Origin of the sequence: Trichlorobacter thiogenes, from assembly GCF_900167465.1 — a bacterium.
Taxonomy (GTDB): domain Bacteria; phylum Desulfobacterota; class Desulfuromonadia; order Geobacterales; family Pseudopelobacteraceae; genus Trichlorobacter; species Trichlorobacter thiogenes.
Genome location: NZ_FUWR01000008.1, coordinates 1 through 19,017 on the forward strand (window position 1 = coordinate 1; position 19,017 = coordinate 19,017).

General features: G+C 54.2%; 10 protein-coding genes. 2 read left to right on the forward strand and 8 right to left on the reverse strand.

Annotation, left to right across the window (positions count from 1 at the left end):
* Positions 1-121 precede the first annotated feature (121 nt).
* The 7 genes from B5D39_RS08340 to B5D39_RS08370 form a co-directional block, all read right to left on the reverse strand.
* Entirely contained in the window at positions 122-3,751 is a 3,630-nt protein-coding gene (locus B5D39_RS08340) for a choice-of-anchor D domain-containing protein (protein ID WP_078790011.1), read from the reverse strand.
* Positions 3,752-3,925: 174 nt separating this feature from the next.
* Positions 3,926-7,879 (reverse strand): LamG-like jellyroll fold domain-containing protein, encoded by a 3,954-nt coding sequence (locus tag B5D39_RS08345; RefSeq protein ID WP_078790012.1) that lies wholly within the window; start codon positions 7,877-7,879, stop codon positions 3,926-3,928.
* A gap of 152 nt (positions 7,880-8,031) precedes the next feature.
* On the reverse strand, positions 8,032-11,328 hold the full coding sequence (locus B5D39_RS08350) for an Lcl domain-containing protein (protein ID WP_078790013.1): 3,297 nt from the start codon (positions 11,326-11,328) through the stop codon (positions 8,032-8,034).
* Positions 11,329-11,368: 40 nt separating this feature from the next.
* Positions 11,369-11,797 carry a response regulator gene (locus B5D39_RS08355; RefSeq protein ID WP_244161378.1) on the reverse strand — a complete coding sequence of 143 codons (429 nt, stop codon included), beginning with the start codon at positions 11,795-11,797 and terminating at the stop codon, positions 11,369-11,371.
* A 125-nt stretch (positions 11,798-11,922) separates the two neighbouring features.
* On the reverse strand, positions 11,923-12,558 hold the full coding sequence (locus tag B5D39_RS08360) for a response regulator transcription factor (RefSeq protein WP_078790015.1): 636 nt from the start codon (positions 12,556-12,558) through the stop codon (positions 11,923-11,925).
* Positions 12,555-14,531 carry a sensor histidine kinase gene (locus B5D39_RS08365; protein WP_078790016.1) on the reverse strand — a complete coding sequence of 659 codons (1,977 nt, stop codon included), beginning with the start codon at positions 14,529-14,531 and terminating at the stop codon, positions 12,555-12,557. The genes B5D39_RS08360 and B5D39_RS08365 overlap by 4 nt, the downstream gene beginning before the upstream one ends.
* Before the next feature lie 56 nt (positions 14,532-14,587).
* Entirely contained in the window at positions 14,588-16,330 is a 1,743-nt protein-coding gene (locus B5D39_RS08370) for an Lcl C-terminal domain-containing protein (protein WP_078790017.1), read from the reverse strand.
* A 188-nt stretch (positions 16,331-16,518) separates the two neighbouring features.
* On the opposite strand from B5D39_RS08370, the gene B5D39_RS08375 reads away from it, so the two are divergent.
* Entirely contained in the window at positions 16,519-17,805 is a 1,287-nt protein-coding gene (locus B5D39_RS08375; protein ID WP_078790018.1) for a penicillin-binding transpeptidase domain-containing protein, read from the forward strand.
* Here B5D39_RS08375 and B5D39_RS08380 read toward each other — a convergent pair.
* Positions 17,789-18,505 carry a UDP-2,3-diacylglucosamine diphosphatase gene (locus tag B5D39_RS08380; protein ID WP_078790019.1) on the reverse strand — a complete coding sequence of 239 codons (717 nt, stop codon included), beginning with the start codon at positions 18,503-18,505 and terminating at the stop codon, positions 17,789-17,791. The genes B5D39_RS08375 and B5D39_RS08380 overlap by 17 nt on opposite strands.
* 65 nt (positions 18,506-18,570) lie before the next feature.
* On the opposite strand from B5D39_RS08380, the gene B5D39_RS08385 reads away from it, so the two are divergent.
* Positions 18,571-19,011 carry a UPF0158 family protein gene (locus B5D39_RS08385; protein ID WP_078790020.1) on the forward strand — a complete coding sequence of 147 codons (441 nt, stop codon included), beginning with the start codon at positions 18,571-18,573 and terminating at the stop codon, positions 19,009-19,011.
* The last annotated feature ends 6 nt before the right edge of the window (positions 19,012-19,017 follow it).

Consider the following 19,017-nt stretch of genomic DNA (forward strand, 5'->3'; position numbering starts at 1 on the left):
TTTAAACGCCATGATTAAAACCAGTCAAAAGTGGAAGCCAGCTATGGCTAACTAAATGTTACTACTTGACAGAGAACACAGTTGCTCTGTGGCAACTGCTTTTTCCAGTTTTTTGTATCTGCTACTTCACCACCACCCCGTTCACCTTCAGGCTGCCGTTCTGAAGAAGCAGCTGTCCCCTTACCTCAAGAGTGTTGGCAGTTGAAGCGCCGCTGGTCACCGTCAAACCATTGTTCAGCGTAGTGGGCAGGTCACTCTTGGTCTGATAGGTGGCGCTCCAGCCACCGTTCAGGATGTAGCCTTTATTCAGAGAAACGGCACTATCATAGGACGTACCCAACAACAACAGTTCATCACCACTTACCGCTGATCTGGCCAGATCGGTCAGTGCATCGACAAGCGTCTGGTAGGCCTTGTTGTTGTAGGTTTTATTGATTGCAAGCGGGGCAAGGACAAAGGATGCGGTTACATTTTTCGCAGCATCCATGGTCACAACGCACGGGTCGCTGCTGCAGGCACCACTCCAGCCGCCAAAGGTGGAAATTGAGGAAGGATACTGGCTAAGGGTAACCACGGCTCCGCTGGCAAATGATGCCTGGCACATGGCTGGGCAACCGATTCCCGCGTGGTCCGCATCACTGGTAACCGTGCCGCTACCGCTGCCTGACACGCTGACGGTCAATGGCCAGGTTGGTGCCACCCCGGTACCGTTCAGGGTGATGTTCCGGGTTGCTGTTGTCGTTCCATTGGAAGCGATGTTCAAGGTTGCGTTTTTTGCTCCAAGAGTTGCAGGGGTGAATATAACCGAGACCGTACAGCTCGCCCCCGGAGCCAGGGTTATGGGTGCGGCTCCGCAGGTACCGCTACCGACAGAGAACCGGGAGCTATCGCTGCCGCCGGATGTAATGCTGCTGACCACCAGATTGCCGTATCCACCACTGTTACTGATGGTGATGTTCCGGCTGACGGGTGCATTAATTGGCTGGCTGCCGAAATCAATGGCTGCCGGTGAGGCGGTCAGGCCGGAATAGACGAACGTGCCGGTGCGTACCGGCCAGAGTAAATAGTTCTTGTCATAATCTACAATCGTCCCACCGCTGTACATATTGACAATATAGTAGAAACCTACGCTGCCGTTACCATAGTCAGTAGATGTCCAATACAGTGATCCCGAAACTCCACTAAAACCGGCTGAGTTAAGGGTAGCGTACCGGTAACTGTCCGGGGCGGCAACCAGAGATTCCAGCTCTGTCTTGGTCGGCGCGTGCCAATCACCTGCTACGGATCCATCGACCAGTTCGCATGCGCCTGAGGCCAGTGCCGCAGACTTGGTATTGCTTTCCGAAAAAGTTGCGCTCCCCAGACAATTGGCCTTTTTCAGCCAGCGCAGACTATTGGCTGTATCCAGCATGGTGCCATCAGCCAGATCAACAAAGCGCCTGATAGAAGTGGTGAAGGCCATGTCATTGCCATAGGTCGTTCCGGTTACTCCATTAACCGCTTTGATACGATAGTGATAGGTTTTATTAAACTCCAGGTTGCTTATGGCCGCGCTGACAGAAACATCGGTACCGCCGCTGACCGGACTCTGGCTGATAGTTGCCGTGTTGCCATACGCTGTTGTTGTGCCATATTCAAAGCTGACCGTATCACTGCTGTAGTTGGCATTAACCGTAGCATTCAGAGTTGCACTGGTCGTTGTAATGGCAGTTGCGGCTGTCGTGGTCAAGGTTGGAGCAATGGCAGCAAAAATGGTGAAGCTTTGGGTGGTCTGGGTCGCTTGATTGTAAATACCCAGGGCCGGTTGGTTGGCGGCGATGGTGCAGGTTCCCTGGCCGATACCGCTGACTACCGTGCTGTTGATGGTACAGATTGCCGGAGTGAGTGAACTGAGTGTTACCGGAAGACCGGAACTGGAAGTGACATTGACCATACCATTGCCACCAACAGCGATGGTTGGCGCTTCGCCAAAGGTGATAACCTGATTGATCCTGGCCGTACTAAAGCCGGCACTTCCAACGCTGTAGATACTTTGAATTTCCGTTACCGTCAAAGCGCGGTTAAAGATATGCAGCTCATCCAGCAGCCCGGCATAAAAACCATAGGAATTTCCGCCAAACTGGCTGGAGGGGTAGACCGTTCTGCCGCTGCTCAGGCCGGTCTGTTTTAGCACACCGTTGATATACAGCTTGGGGATCTGGTTTTCATAAACCACGGCAATATGCAGCCAGCCATTGGTGGGAATCTCTCCGTCAGCCAGAGGATACACCAACGGCGCCGGCAGATAATCACCGGCATGTTCAGTGACCATGATGCCGTTGGTGCCAACGGATACACCTGCACCAGCCTCTGTTGTACTATCCTGCATTTCCGGAAAGATGGCATAGCGTTGGCCTGATGTACCGGCATACCCACTGGTGGTCTGGGATGCGGCCAGATTGGTGATGGTTGCTGTTGGTTTGGCCCAGAACTCCATGGTAAAGGAACTGCTTGCGCTGCTGGAGGCGATCCCTTTGTGGGTTCTCCCCTGAGTAATGTTGTCGGTTGTACCATTAAAGCTGAAAGCCGAACCAACCTCGCCTGCGGCGTAGGTAACTCCGGTGGCGACACCATTGTTTTGCGAGACCAGATCCTGCACATCGTTTTCAGCCCGCCACCAGCTGACAAGCCCGGAGGGAACAATCATGGCGGCAGTCCACTTCGCGTAAAGATTTACGCTTGAGGTGATGGTAAATGCACTGCCGACATTATAATTGGTACCGCTGCCATCTGTGTTGCTGTTCCAGCCGTTAAAATTGTAACCGGTTTTTCCAAGGGCTCCGCTATTGCCCAAAACCGTAACCGTTGCGCCGGAGGCGTAATTGGTACTGTCATGTGGCGCCGAACCGGACGTCTGGCCATTACCGGCATAGGTGACAGTAAACGCATAACCGGTAACGGTCAGGGGGAGATCTTTGGTGCCGCTGGCCGTGGCGAGGGTAAGGGTGGCAGTTTTACTACCCGACGATGTGGGTGTGGCCTTTACAGTGACAGTACACTTGGCGCTTGCTGCCAGAGAGGGAGTCAGACTTGAACAGGCGTCCGGAGCGTCAAGAGCCAGACTGAACTGGTCCGCATTGCTGCCGCTGATGGTAATACCTGTTATTGCAAGCGGGTTGGAACCTGTATTTATCAATGTTAACGCGCCGGTGGACGTACTGTTTAACAATTGATTTCCGAAGCCTGTTTTCCCGCCGATCACTAAAGAACCTTGAATCCAGTACTGCTCATTGCGGACAGGCCAGGTGCGCATATAACAGTTTTCCTTGCCGCAGGTTCCTGAGGATCCATTGCCGATGTTGATAATCCATGCCTCGCTGGCATCATTGGCATTGGGAGTGGACGTCCAGTACCCCGCCCCCACATTGGTAAACCCGGCGTTAATGAGATTTGTAGCTCTATAGTTGTCCGGGAGGGCGATCAAGGAATAGAGTTCATCAAAGGTCGGCAGGTGCCAGTCGCCGGCAGCCGAGCCATCGGTCAATCCGCAACTCCCCGTCGCCAGGCTATTTGCCTTATTGACATCGTTATCCCAAAGATCACCGCCCCCATTGTAGCTGCTGTAGCAGTTGGCGTCCCTCAACCAGCGCAGGTTGGTTGTGGCATCCAGTACCGTGCCGTCATTCAGGTTTACGAAACGGTCCGCCAGGGCGGAATTGCATACCAACAGAAATGTAAACAGCACCAGCACCATCAATTTACCTTGTCGCATACCCAAACTCCTTGAAGAATATGTATCCTGTAAACCTGAAAACGGCAGGTACTCACGCGAAGCCGCGAAGCTCGCGGAGGAAAACAATATAGAGATCTAACAGCGACCTCTTTACTTTGCCGTCTTTTCTTGTAATCCTCTATGGCAACTGCTTTTTTCAGTTTTTTGTATCTGTTACTGTACCACCACCCCGCTTGCCTGCAGACTACCGTTCTTGATGTTCAAAACGCCTTTGACGGTTACGCTGTCCACCTTGGCAGTGCCGCCGTCCACCGTCAGGCTACCGTTCAGGGTGGTGGGCAGGCTGCCCTTAACGTTAAACATCTCATCATAACCACCGTACAGGTTAAGCGAGGTGCCAAGAGTAAAGTCGCCGTCAAACTGACCACCATAAGCCCGGATATCCTCAACAATTGATGTTGATGCAGCAGAGATCGCCCCTGCAAGGGTGCTGTAGGGGGTGTAGGGATTGGTACTATGATTTTGGGCCTGATACTGCAGGGTGTAGCTGAACTGGTCAAAAGAGCTGGTGGCGCTGGTGCCGCCCGGTGTGGTGACGGTGATATCCACGGTCTGGCCAACCAGACCGGCTGGTGAGGTGGCGGTAATCTGGGTGTCGGAACCAGCAGAGAAACCGGCAGCATCCGTTGCGTCAAATTTGACGGCAGTTGCGCCGATCAGGTTAGTACCGGTAATGGTGACGGTGGTACCGCCAGAAGCAAAGCCGCTGGATGGTGAGATGTTGGTGACGGTTGGGACAAGTGCCAGCCCGGCTGGTCCGGCACTATAGATACTCAGGATTTCAACAGCGCTCAGGGATCGGTTAAAGATCTGCAGTTCATCCATCAGGCCGGAGTAAATGCCACCATTGGATTCAGTAAACCATTTGCCCATCTCAAGCGGGGCGCTGTTGTCCAGATTCCACCCGTCATCGGTCATGGAACTGTTCTCAACGCCGTCAATGTAGAGACGGTAGTTCCGGGGCGTACCTGCCGGGTCTCTGCTGACGGCAATATGGTGCCATTTCCCGTCATTCACGGCAACACTGGACGACATGCTGACACCGGCGGCTATTTCAAAGGTTACTGCACCGGCAACAGGGCCGTTGAGTGTCAGCGAATACCAGTTACCGCTGGTTCCCCGTTTGGTGACCAGACGTTTCCAGGTATATGCGGCGGAGGGAAGCGTTGTCTTGATCCAGGTGGCGATGGCAAAGTCGTTGGTGCCGAAATTAAGAGAAGCGCTATTGGGCGCATCAACGTACTCCGTTGTTGCCCCGCTGAAGCTGAAAGCCTGACCGACCTTGCCCGTTGCAAAGGCAAAACTTGAGGCACTGTGAAGCGTGCCGTTGTTTGCTCCCAGGGCATCCAGCCCGTTCCCTTCCCCGCGCCACCAGGAGACCAGCCCTGACGGCGGCGCAATGGGGGCTACCCATCTGGCATACAGCGTGGTTGGTGCGGCAATGCTGAAGGTTGCACCGGGCTGGTAACTGGTGCCGTTACCATCAGCAGCTGTGTTCCAGCCGTTAAAGGCGTAGCCGCTCTTTGCCAACCCGCCGCTGTTATCCAGAACCGTGGCTGTGGCGTTCAGGGCATAGCCGGTGCTGTCAACCGGCACACTGCCGCTGCTGTTGCCATTGCCGTTATAGGTGACTGACAGCGCTGCGCCAGTGGCGGTCAACGGGACGTTTATACTCAATCCACCTACAGTAGCGGTCAGGTTGGCGCTTTTGCTGCTGATGGTTGTTGGTTTGGCGCTGACCAGCACGGTGCAGCTTGCACCACCAGCCAGGGTAAGCGAGGTAAGGCTGCTGCAAGGGTTGGCTCCTCCAGTAGCCACTGCAAACTGGCTGGCATCAGTGCCACTCAGGGTAACGGAACTGATCAACGGTGAGCTTGCCGAGCTGTTTTTCAGGATAAATGAATGGCCGGATGATGTGGAACCGACAGGCACACTCCCGAAATCAGCACCTCCTGAAACAATCAAAGAATCCAGTGTCCAATACTGTCCGCCTCGAACGGGCCAAACATAGCTAGCATTGAACTTGCCGTCGAAATACGAGTTGCCGTCGGTCAATTTTACGTCCCAGGCAAAATTTGAGATATCTATGTAGGGACTGGGGGTCGTGTAGGGACTGGAGGACCAATACCAGTAAGCCTGAACATCAGCAAAGCCTGCTGCATTGAGTGTGTCATAACGGTAGTTGTCCGGGGGCGCAACCAGGGTTTGCAGCTCTTCAATGGTTGGCAGGTGCCAGTCACCTGCCACCGATCCATCCGTCAGGCTACATGCAGGCGCAGGCGCTGCCAGACCGGCTGCTGTGGAGATAGCCGCATCCCATTTCTGCTTCCCCAAACAACTGGCATTCTTCAGCCAGCGCAGGCTGCTGCTGGTATCCAGCATGGTACCATCGTTCAGGTCAATAAAGCGGGGCAAAGCCCAACCGGCGCTGCCGGCATTGTAGATGTTTGCTATCTCTGAGGCGGACAGGGTGCTGTTGAACCAGCCCAGCTCATCAAGCTGCCCGTTGAAATTCGCACCGGAATAGCTGGCTGCGATCAAAGGATTGTTGCCCAGATACAAGGTGCCGTTGCTGTCACCAACGTCATTATTGGCAGGTGTACTGGCACTTAGCGCCCCATTGATATAGATCTTCATATTTGCGCCGTCATAGGTTGCAGCCACGTGGGTCCAGACGCCGGTTTGCAGGGCAGCGGTTGAGGAGACACCGGAACCGGCGGTCGTGCCAAACAGATAGTAGAAAACCTTTCCGTCGGCGTTGATGTTGATCTGCTTATGTTCTGCCGCATTGGTCCACTTACTGACCACATAGTACGCTTTACTGGCAGGAGGCAGCGTGGTGAGCTTGACCCAGAAGGAGACGGAATGGGTGCCATAGATATTCAGGAATGAAGAGGAAGGTACGCTGACATACTGGGCTGTGGCGTTGTCAAAATTGAAGGCTTGCCCCACCAATCCGGGGATATAGGTAGCGCCGCCCTGTAATGTGCCGTTGTTTCTCCCCTGGGTGTCGGTAGCGTTGCCTTCTCCACGCCACCAACTGACCAGACCGTTTGGCGGTGCTGTGGGCACAGACCACTTGGCATAGAGCGTAACAGGCCCGGCATAGCTGAAGGTAGCGCCGGGCTGGTAGTTGGTGCCGCTACCATCAGCAGCCGTGTTCCAACCGTTAAAGAGATAACCGGTCTTTGCCAACCCGCCGCTGTTATCAAGTACGGTGACGGTTGCACCTGCAAGATATTCCTGGCTATCAGTCGGTACTACGCCTGCGGTACTGCCGTTGCTGTTGTAAGTAACTGGTATAACCCCAGTAACCGATAGCGGAGCAATCATGCTCTGGCTATTAGCAGTAACGACCAAGTTGGCGCTCTTGCTGCCGACAGTTGTTGGCTTGGCACTGACCAGCACAGTACAGCTTGTACCGGCTACCAAGGTAAATGATGTAAGGCTACTACAGGGGGTTGTTCCACCTAGCGCCAGGACAAACTGATCGGCATCACTGCCATTCATGGAGATTGCCAAAGAGGTCAAAACCGAACTGCTGGCGCTATTTTTCAGGATAATCTGATGGCCTGTTGAAACAGAGTTAACTGATATGCTACCAAAATTACCGTTTCCCAACATAATATAGGGGTCTACCGACCAATACAGCACAGGACGAACAGCCCAGGCTCTACCCGCGCCACCGTTGCTGCTCTCCCAACCGCTCTCCATACTCACACTCCAGGCGTTACCAGTAGAAGCGTCAATAGTGGAAGAATGGAAGTAACCCCAGGGATTTGTAAATCCTGCTGCAACAAGCGAATCTTCACGGTAACCGGCGTAAGTAACCGCACGTAATTCATCCAAGGTTGGCAGGCGCCAGTTCCCGGCCACCGAACCATCCGTCAAACCGCAGACACCTGATGCGAGTGCAGCGGATAATAACGTAGATTTTTCCCAGTTATTATTATAGTAACAACCGGCATTTTTCAATCGTAGCAGGCTGCTGGCCGTATCCAACATGGTGCCGTCGTTCAGATCCACAAAACGATCCAGTGACCAGGCCTGACTGCAGAAAAGCAGCGTTGAAAATAGTACCATCAGCATCAGCTTCAATTGTCGCATACCTAAACTCCCTGAAGAATATGTATCCTGTAAACCTGAAAACGGCAGTTACTCACGTCTTTTTGATGGGGGGCCAAAACCGTTTATCTTGTCATGCACGGGGTTCCTGCAAAAGCCACAGCACATACATCTGCGGTCTGATGCAGACCGCATCACTTGATAATCATCTTCTCCACCACCAGTGTTCCTGCCCCGCTTATCGCCAATTTTCCGCCTATTGTCGTATATCCGGAATTTTGTAAAAAGCTGCAATCATACCCCCCCTTGAAGGTAACCCGACCAGGCTGGGAAAACAGCAGATCTCCCGTAAAAACATGGGCAGTGGCACTGATCACACTGAGGCTACCGGCATCATTCATGGCCTGTTGCAGTGAAACTGAGGGCACAGCATCGATCCTGACCGTAGAAGAGCAATGGGGAATGGCAACATCATCCACGAATATATTTGTTAGATTCGATGATGAAACGTGGGTCGTAGACTGAAAGCTGAGGGTGTGACACATCCCGTCGGCATAGGAGGAAAGGTCCAGGTCTACCAGGGTATAGCCGCCGGTATAGGCGGGATTCCCTGCCAGCATACCGAAAACTTCGTTACCATCAACAAACACCTTGAGAAAATCTGTGTTATCACTACCGATAGCTGGATTATAGAGATAGAAATTGAGCCGCGGCAACGAATTGGCTGGTATCAGTACCGATTGTGTCATAGAACCAATTTCATCAGCTTCTCTTATCCCCCCGAACCATACCCACCAGTTTCCCGTTCGGACGGCGCCCGACGGACCACCGCAAGTTCCAAAGGTACACAACGGCGTACCAAAATTTGTGGATGCCTCAGTCCAGTATGGATTAGGCGTTCCCGCTTCAAAACCGCCATCATTCAGGAGTGTGCATCCAGGAGTAGTAAAGGTCATATCATCACCGTAACGTATGCCGCCAGTACTGGCCCCCTTAACTCGATAATGATAGGTCGTGCCTTTATTGATACCTTCAATGACTGCACTGACCGGTGTATTCAGGTCGCCACTGACCAGATTGGGAGACGCAACAGCAGTACTGCCATACGATGAACTGGTGCCGTACTCAAAGGTGACTGTTGTATCAGAGTTATTGGCACTTATCCTGCCGTTCAGGGTAGCAGTAGTTCCGGTGACAGAACTGGCTGCAAGTGTGGTGGCGGTTGGTGCCGACACGAGATAGGTAAACTGGTCTGCGCTGCTGGTGGCACTGATGCCGCCGGGGGTGGTGACGGTGATATCAACAGTTCCAGTGGAACCGGCAGGCGCTACAGCGGTTATCTGGCTATCAGAGTTAACCGTAAAGCCGGTGGCAGCCGTACTGCCGAACATCACTGCAGTTGCGCCGGTCAGGTTGCTGCCGGTGATGGTGACGATGGTTCCGCCGAAAGCCGGACCGCTGGAGGGCGAGATTCCGGTGACGGTTGGAACAAGTGCCAGACCGGCTGGTCCGGCATTGTAGATGCTCTGAATTTCCGTGACGGTCAGGGCACGGTTGAAGATATGCAGCTCATCCAGCAAGCCGCTGTAAAAACCATATGATGTGCCGCCAAACTGGCTGGATGGGTAGACGGTTCTGCCGCTGTTCAGGCCGGTCTGTTTCAGTACGCCGTTGACATACAGCTTGGGGGTCTGGCTCTCGTAGACTACAGCGATATGCAGCCAGCCATCAGAGGGCATATCCCCGTCAACCAGAGGATACACCAGCGGCGCAGGCAGATAGTCACCGGCATGTTCAGTGACCATGATGCCGTTGGTGCCAACGGAGACACCTGCACCAGCCTCGGTTGTACTACCCTGCATTTCCGGAAAGATGGCATAGCGCTGGCCTGACGCACCCGCATACCCACTGGTGGTCTGGGATGCGGCCAGATTGGTGATGGTTGCTGTCGGTTTGGCCCAGAACTCCATGGTGAAGGAACTGTTGGCACTGCTGGAGGCGATCCCTTTGTAGGTTTTGTCCTGGGTTACATACTCGCTGCTACCGTTAAACCTTATGGCTTGACCCACCTTGCCGGTGGGAAAAGCGCCGGTGGACACCGTACAGGTCAGGCTCAAAGTACCGCTCTTGGCCGTTCCGATGGCCGGATCGGTGCAGTTGGCGTTGCTATAGGTGACAGAGCAACTGTTGGCTCCGAAGGTACAACTACCGCAACTTATCGTTTGTGAACCAGCACCGTAGATTGAACTGTATGACACTATGATTTCGCCGCTGTTACAGGTTGCGGTGGCCGTTGCGTTTTCCGCCGCAGTGGCTGTGACAATGCCGGTACCAAGGTGAGACGTACCGGTATTACCCCCGACCGAGTCAACAACAGCTCCTTCACCTCGCCACCAGGATATCAGACCTGATGGTGGCGCAATGGGGACAGTCCACCTGGCATACAGGACAGTGTCCGCCGATATGGTAAAGGTTGCGCCGGGCTGATAGCCGGTGCCGCTGCCGTCAGCAGCCGTGTTCCAGCCGTTAAAGATGTAGCCGCTCTTTGCCAGCGCACCGCTGTTATCCAAGACCGTGACGCTCTGGCCGGTGGCATACGCGGTACTGTCAGTCGGCACGCTGCCGCTGCTGTTACCGTTGCCGCTGTAGGTTACGGACAGAGGTGCTGAACCAGTGGCGGTCAACGGGACGTTCAGACTTGAGCCGCCTGAGCTTACCGTCAGGTTGGCGCTTTTGCTGCCGGAAATTGCTGGTTTGGCGCTGACCAGCACGGTACAGCTTGCACCGCCGTTCAGGGTGAGCGAGGTAAGGCTGCTGCAGGGGTTTGTGCCACCAGCGGCAAGGGTAAACTGGCCGGAATCAGGGCCGTTTAAGGCGATTGAAGTAACCGACAACGAACTTGCGCCGCTGTTTTTCAGGGTAAACGGATGGCCGGAGGATGTAGTGCCTACAGATACCGTTCCAAAATCAACAGCCCCCAAAATAACCAAAGGGTCCAATGACCAATGCTGTCCGGCACGAACGGGCCACACGTAGTCGACGTTGGTCTTACCGTCGATGTTCATGTAGCCGGTTCTCATGTCCACGGACAAGGCGAAGCCTGCGTTGCTCGTGTAGGTACTGGAAGACCAGTAGGTGTAAGCCTGGACATTACTAAACCCGGCGGTATTGAGGGTGTCGTAGCGGTATTTGGCTGGGGCAGCAACCAGGGTATTCAGCTCGTCAATGGTGGGCAGGTGCCAGTCACCGGCAGCAGATCCATCGCTTAAGCCGCAGGCAGGGGCTGCCAGGCCAGCTGTGGACGACATAGCTGCATCCCAGTTTTGCCGCTCAAAACAGTTGGCATTTTTCAGCCAGCGCAGGTTGTTGAACGTATCCAGCATGGTGCCGTCATTCAGATCAACAAAACGGTCCAGCGACCAGGCAGAGCTGCTACACAGCAGAAGCATTGAAAACAGCAGCACCAGCATTAGTTTGAATTGTCGCATCATAGTAGCCTCCTCAGCTGAGGTTTATAAAAATCCATGAATATCAGATCTGGTTATTTTTGCAGGTAGCCAGGGTCCGGTTTGCCAGACTCTGGGCAGCTTGCGGACTAAGGTGGCGCTTGCCAGCCAGAAGATCCGCTAATGCGGCAAGCAGAACTTCATCGGCTTCACACTTGGTAACATAGCCAGTGGCTCCGGCAGCAAAGGCCCCGGAGATGGAGTCTGCATCTTCACGCATGGAGTAAACCAGCACACTAATACCAAGCTGACGCGCCGCTGCTATCAGCCCCAGCCCGCTTTCGGCACCAAGTGCAAGATCCAGCAAAACCAGATCAGCGCCGGATTCCTTTAGCTGTTCAGCGGCTTCTGCACTGCTACCGGCCTCGCCACAGATGGTGTGGGCCTGTTGCAGCAGCAGGGTCAGCCCCTGACGTACGGCAGGATGATGATCAATTAAAAACAGACGGGCCACACGGTTCTCCAGGTAATGAAATGATTCCAGTTACTCTGTATACCGCAACAGGAGAAGCGTGTCTGTCCGTGAAACCCCGGACATTACTAAAAAAACAGGAGAGGAAATTGATTATTAGGAAGGAGTTACTGGCGGTGATTTTTGATGGCAAAACGCCTGAGTTCTTTCATCCCTTCAAGACTCAATTTGGTAATGATCCGGTTACAGTAAGTTTCTACGGTACGGACACTTATTCCAAAATCAGCGGCCATATCCTGAAGGCCATCCCCCTGGCCCAGCATGGCTAATAGTTGTTGTTCCCGTTCACTGAGCAGGGCTTCCGGCCTGGGCAACGGCGTGGCAGCAGGGTTGGCTAGCAGCGCCTGGGTAATGCGGGGGCTTAAGTAAGCTCTGTCTGCCAGCAGTTCTGTTACCGCCACCAGCAGGATATCTTCCGGTTCCCGTTTGGAGACATAGCCACGGGCGCCTGCACTTCGGGCCTTCTGAATGGTATCGGCATCCTCATGCATGGAGTAGATCAGCACACTGATACCAAGGGCGCCAATAACCGGGATAAGATCCAGACCACTCTCATCACCCAGGGAAAGATCCAGAAAGGCGATCTCTGCGCCGGATTGATCAATCAGTGCAAGCGCCTCTGCAGTGCTGTCGGCCTCGCCGCAGATACGGTGCGATTCCTGGAGCAACAGTTTCAGACCTTTCCGCACCGCAGGGTGGTCATCGATCAGAAAAATGGTGCCGGCTTGCACGTTATCAGTCATGGGGCACAGCCCTCCGTTGTCTGCAGATCACAGGGGATGATGCAGCTGACCAGAGTCCCCCCGCCTGCTGCATCAGTCACCGTCAGGTTGCCGTTGATCAGACGGGCGCGATGGGCCATGATCCCCATCCCCAAACCGCCTCTGGTCCGTTTGGCCTGATCTCTGCCAACACCATTATCCTGAACCGTCAAGGTCAGCTGTCCCTGATTCAGGCAGGCAAGTTCCACAACAATCCGGCTGGCCCTGGCATGCTTGACCGCGTTGGTCAGCGCCTCCTGGGCGATGCGGTAGAGCTGGGTCACCCCTTTGTTTGTACAGGCCTGGCAGGTGCGCTGCTGGCGAAACTCAATCAGAATACCACTGGCCTCGGCCATACGACGGGTCAGCTCTTCCAGTGAAGGGCTCAGCGCGTTGCAATCATGCTCCACCGGCCAGAGCCCACGGGAAAGGTCATAGGCATGGTTAACCGATTCTTCCAGCAGGGATGATACTTCCGCCACTTCCGGCTTCTGGCGGTCAACATCGGACAGCTGCCGCCTGAGCGAGGAAAAATGCAGCCGGGTCCCGGTCAAGAGCTGACAAAGCCCGTCATGCAGCTGGTGGCTGATACGACGGCGCTCTTCTTCGCTGATGTTGACTATCTCCCGCTCCAACCGGGTCCGCTCCGCCATTTCATCTTCCAGTGTCCGGTTTTTATCAAAAAGCTCACCGGAAAGCTGCTCAACGGCATAAAAGGAGCGGGAAAAACGGAACGAAAGGGCGATTGCCTGGAAGAAGATAAAGATAAACATGCCGATATGAATCAGATAGACGGACTGAATCAGCTGCAGGTCATAGAGCATGTCATTGATACCGGTTGCCCCCATCACCAGAAAACCAGCCAGAATCAACACGGCGGCTTCCCTGCCGGTACGCATAGCACGCAACAGCATGACCAGACAGTAGAGGATCATGGCCATGGCAAACAGGTAGAACGCCGGGACAATGGTGGTAAATGCCATGGTGGGCAGGATCAGCCCCAAAACAGTAGCAACCAGGGCCACAAACAGGGTGATCTGCTGCAGACGACGGGAAAATTCAGCGGGATACAGGGTGCGGAAGAAGCTGTAGCCAACCGGCAGCGACAGCACAAAACAGATCAGGTCAAAGCGGTTGATAAACCAGGGCGGATAATGGGCCACCAGCAGGTTTACAGCCCAGTCCGTAGCGTTTGAAGTAAGCGAACTGCCTGCCCACAGCAGGCTGTAAATGCCGAAATAGAGCGGGGCACGGTCCTTCTTCCTGATACCGTACAGACCGATGTGGTAGAACCCCATCACCAACAGGCTGCCGATGCAGAGCAGAGCCAGAGCCCATTGTTTCAGCTGCGCTGATTCCAGCTTTTCCGTTGCCCCCAGCCTGATCGGGCCAACAACGCCTCCGCTGCGATGATGGTAGTTGGACACCTGCAGCAACAGCTCAAGCGGTTGACCATCAAGTTGCAGACGGGTTTGCCGGATGGCTTGGGCCGGTATCTCTGCGGTGCTGTTTTTCCCGATTACCCCGTTTTCAACACACAAGCGACCGTTTACCCAGAGCCGATAGGCAGAATACAGCTCACCAAGCTGAAGCGTCAGTTCCTGTCGGGCCGGGCCGGGCAGTATCCGCAACCGGAAGGTGGCGTAGCCTGCACTTTCACGTTTTCTCCCGTTACTCAGCGTATCGTTCCAGGCTGCAGGAAGCGCAAGATAGCCCGGCGTTTGAGGTGGCTGACCGGCTTTAAAATCAGCGGGGGTTAACAGCTGTTTCCAGTAGAACTCCCAGTCCCCGTCCAGACGGATCGGATCAGCCTGCTGCAGATCAAGCGCAGAAAGATCAACGACCCCCTGCCGGGCACGGGGCAGCGGATCATCACTGACGCGACAGCCGCTGCAGAGGCAGAGCAGTGCCACAACGGAGAGCAGCAGTAGCAGATGTATGATTCGGTGGTTCATAACGTTGGCACTATAGATCAATGATTTCGTACTATTCAAACAAGCTTTTGAGGAAATTAAGGCAACACGGTGACGTTGTTCACCCGCAGACTACCGCCCTGGATGGTCAAAACGCCCTTAACATCCGTTTTTTCAAGGCTTGAATCACCACCCTGCACGGTCAGGTTACCATTCAGCACCGTAGGCAGACCGCTAGTGGTCTGGTAGGTGCCATACCAGCCACCTTTCAGGGTCAGACTCTGATTCAGGGTAACAGCCCCATCCAGTTGAATCCCCAGCAGTCTGATTTCATTCTGTTCTTGAGCTTCTCCAACTGAAACTGCAGTGGCAAGGCTGGTGTAGAAAAGAGTACGGGTCTGATTTTTAGCCACCGGCGCAAGCACAAAACTGGCAGTTACGGTTTTGTCTGCGGCCATGCCGAAACCACAGGCCCCGCTGCCACTGCAAGCACCGCCCCACCCGCCAAAAACAGAAGCGGCATTGGCTGCCTGCGTAAGCGTAACATTTGTCGTTGCAGGAAAGCTGGTTGTACAAGGCCCAGAGGTACAGGAAATACCAGCAGGATTTGTCCCCTGGGGATTACTGGTAACCGTTCCGCCGCTGCCAACGCCGGAATTGGCTACGGTCACGCTTAGTTGCGACATCGGTATAACCTGGGCTGATCGAACAGGCCAGACACGGAACAAGTGTGATTTAGTACTACCAAATACAAGACCGTACCTCATGTCTACTTCCCACGCGAGTACGTAATTGTTGTTAGTTTGAACACCGGTGCTGGATGACCAGTATTCGTTTTCGGCAACATTGTTGAAGCCCTGCATCTGCAACCAACCAGCCTGGCTTTCATACTGCACGTTAATCAGACTTTGGAGCTCATTACGGTTTGGCAGACGCCAATCGGTATGTCCAAGATAGCCATCGGTATTGAGGGTTTTGATGTAATCCAGAGCCTCCAGCCAGGTTTTTGTCACCCCTGCAGGATTCCCGCTTTTTGTCCAGATCAGCCCGGTCAGGTTGTCGGTCATCGACAGATCTGTCGGTGTTACAGAGCTGTTATCCGTAAAGCGGGGGCTGGGCCAGGCAAGCCCGATTTGTGTTTCAGCATCTTCACCAGTGCCGGTGCATGACCGTTCTGCCCCGCTGTCTCCATAGCACAATGTCTGACCGGTCACCGGCAGGCTTACGGTGCCAGCCCCATCCGAACGGACCGGTAGAAAATAATGATAATGCGTCTTGTCATCGCGTGTTACATAGCCTTGCCACATATATACTTCCCAGGCGAGACCTCCAGCATAGGTGCTATCGAGATCAGAACTTGAGGTCCAGTAGTGGTTTGATTGAATATTCTTAAAACCTTGTGAATTTAACCAGACGTTTTGATCCGTCACCTGTTTATTGACAAGGCTTTCAAGCTCGTTCCGGTTTGGCAGACGCCAGTCATTGTGTCCCAGATAGAGGTTGGTGTTAAGGGTTTTGATGTAGGTGAGAGCTGCCTGCCAGGTAACCGTATCTCCGGCAAGCTTACCATTTTGCGCCCAGATCAGCCCGGTCAGGTTGTCAGTGACTGACAGGTTCTCCGGGTTTGCGATACTATTGTCAGTAAAGCGGGGTACAGGCCAGGCAACCCCTGCCTGAACAGCACCATCCTGCCCGGTTTCAGCACAGTCAATGACCGCATCTGATGAATTGTAACAGATGACCTGTCCGGTAACCGGCAGTTGAATGGTGGCCGCAGAGGAAAACGGCACAAAGCAAAAGCAGCATAACATCAAAATAATACCAGGTTGCTGCAGGTTCATGGTGATAGCTTCCTCTCGTTACTGCCCATAATTTTAAAAAAGATCAACAATCTGAAACTTATACCAGAGATCGACGGGAGCACAATCGGCACAGCAAAATATATTCTGCTACAAAATTACTCGGAATAGCACCTGGATGAGCCTGACTCCGATTGACACTCAATCTACAATTGTCATATAGTTTTTAGATGCAAGATTTCAAACATCTGACCCGACGCAAAAAGAACTTTTTTCAACGCCACTGGCAAAGCGCCGCTCTCGGTACGGCTGTGGCACTTCTGTTCATCCCCCTGACGGTTATGCTGGTTCGCAAAGCTGCCCAGGCGGTATCTGTCTGGCAGGATACCCGCAGCCAGATAGAACTGAAGGCCCAACCGATCTCTTTGGGGGATGATCTGTTTGCCATTGCCAGCGGCCTGCTTCCTGCCGCTGTTAGCTCGGGAGAAACTCTGACAGCGACCGCCCCTGATGGTACGTCACTGAAGCTTTCAATCAACCCGGCGCTGCAGCAGCGGGTCCAGGGCTATCTGGAGCAGACCCGCCCCCCCTACGCGATCTTTGTTGCGGTTGAACCGGCCACCGGCAGGGTGCTGTCCCTGGCTGGTTACTCAACCGTTGATCAGAACTGGCAGCAAAATGCGGCCTATCAGGTCTATCCGATGGCCTCACTGTTCAAGATGGTGACGGCTGCTTCAGCTTTGGAAAATAACAAGATTAACCCGACCACCGTACTGGAGTTCCGGGGGCGTCTGGTTTCTGAGACCCCGAAGAACTGGGACCCCAGCCCCAAAGGCCGTAACAACAAAATGGATGTGACAGAGGCGATGGGAAAATCGGTCAATCCGATCTACGGCAGGATTGCCAGTGACCTGCTGGGCAAGGAGAGACTTAAGCAGACCTGCAACAACTTTGGTTTTAACCGTCCACTGCTGTTGCCCGGTGTTCCTGCGGTTCCCAGTCCTGCCCCGGCGGTAGAGACCAGCAATGATCTGCGCCTGCAGGGTTGCGGGCTGGATCACGGCCTGCAGGTTTCACCGATACATGCCGCTGCCATCACCGCAGCCATAGCCAACCGGGGCAGGATGATGGCCCCGCGGCTGGTTGATCAGGCAACCCGTAACGGCAAGGAGCTGAAGGTACCGGCCACCCGTGAGCTGGCAAAGGTTATCAGCCCTGAGGCCGCCGACAACCTGACCCGTATGCTGCTGACCACAGTTACCAGCGGCACGTCACGCAAGGCGTTCCACAGCCCTGAAGGCCGCAGGCTGACCAGCGATATGAAGATTGCAGCCAAGACCGGCTCGATTGATGGAGATAATCCCAAAGGCCACTATTCCTGGTTTGCCGCCTATGCGCCAGCGGACCAGCCTCGCATTGCACTGGTGGCACTGGTGATTAACGGTGACAAGTGGAAGATCAAGGCCTCACAGCTGGGGGAACAGGCCTTGGCAGAGTTTTTCAGGCAGGGTAAGTAAGCAGACGGAAGCTGCCGTCAACCAGCTCGGCATAGGAGTAGTGGGAGATCCAGTCTCCCAGTGAAACCAGGCTAAAGTCCTGCTGTTGATCGATAAACGGCTGATGGAAATGCCCCAGCACCAGGGCATCAGCCCCCTGTGCATGAATTGATGCTGCATAGCTGCGGATCATGCTACTATAATCCCAGCGCTTCCGATCTTTATGGTAACGCCCCTTGCTGGAACGCTGCAGCCTGCTGCGCAGCCCCTGCACCGCTGACGCAGGGAGCATACGACCGATCTGCAGGGTTACACGGCTACGCAAGGTTCGATAGAGCAGCCGATAGCGCCAGTCAGCCTTGTTAATCAGATCGCCATGGCAAAGAAAGACCTGTTTGCCCTGTAACTCAAGCAGCACCGGCCCTGGGTAGATCTCGGCCCCCAGCCGTGCAGCCAGATCAGCGCCAAGCTGGAAGTCGTGATTCCCTTCCAGCCAGATCAGACGGGTACCGGCAGCATGCAGCTGTTCAAGGGCCTTTAGCAAAGGTTCCTGTTCATCAAAGGCCAGCGCGGGTAGACCAACCCTGAAATCAAACAGGTCGCCCAGGATACAAAGCGTATCCGCGGTACCCTGCAGAGACTGAATAAAACGAAGTAGCAGACGGTAGTTGGCGTCATCCGGGTGATGCAGGTGGGCGTCGGCAAGAAAGATAGTACGCATAGTGGGCAGATTGTGCCGTTGCCGGGGCTGGCTGTCAACTGCTAGAAAAACAGGGAGTACTTTTCATGATACACAGCGTAGCCATAGCCTGGGATGATCTCCTGAGGGCGTTCTCAAATATGGAGCAGGACCGGGTCTATTTTTTTGATCGGATGACCGGTGAGATCTTCTCTGTCCGATCAGACAGCGAGGATGATTTCTGGGACCAGATTGAACAGCAACAGGGGCGTTTTTTGGAGATCCCTGTTCTGGATACGGCTGCAGAGCGCACACTTATCAACGGTTTTCTTGAAAAACAGGCCAACCTGGAACTGCGCGGTCTGCTGGATCATGCCCTTTCCGGGCGCCCCCCCTATGCCAAAACCGCTGACATTCTGTCGTTCTTCCCGGAAGAAGAGCTGCAACTGTCAGAACTGCGTGACACCTTCCTGAGCAACCGCGTCAAGCACTGGCTGGAGGAAAACGAGCTGTTTTCCCTGAGCACCTCCCTGAGCGCAGTCCACTAAAGGAGT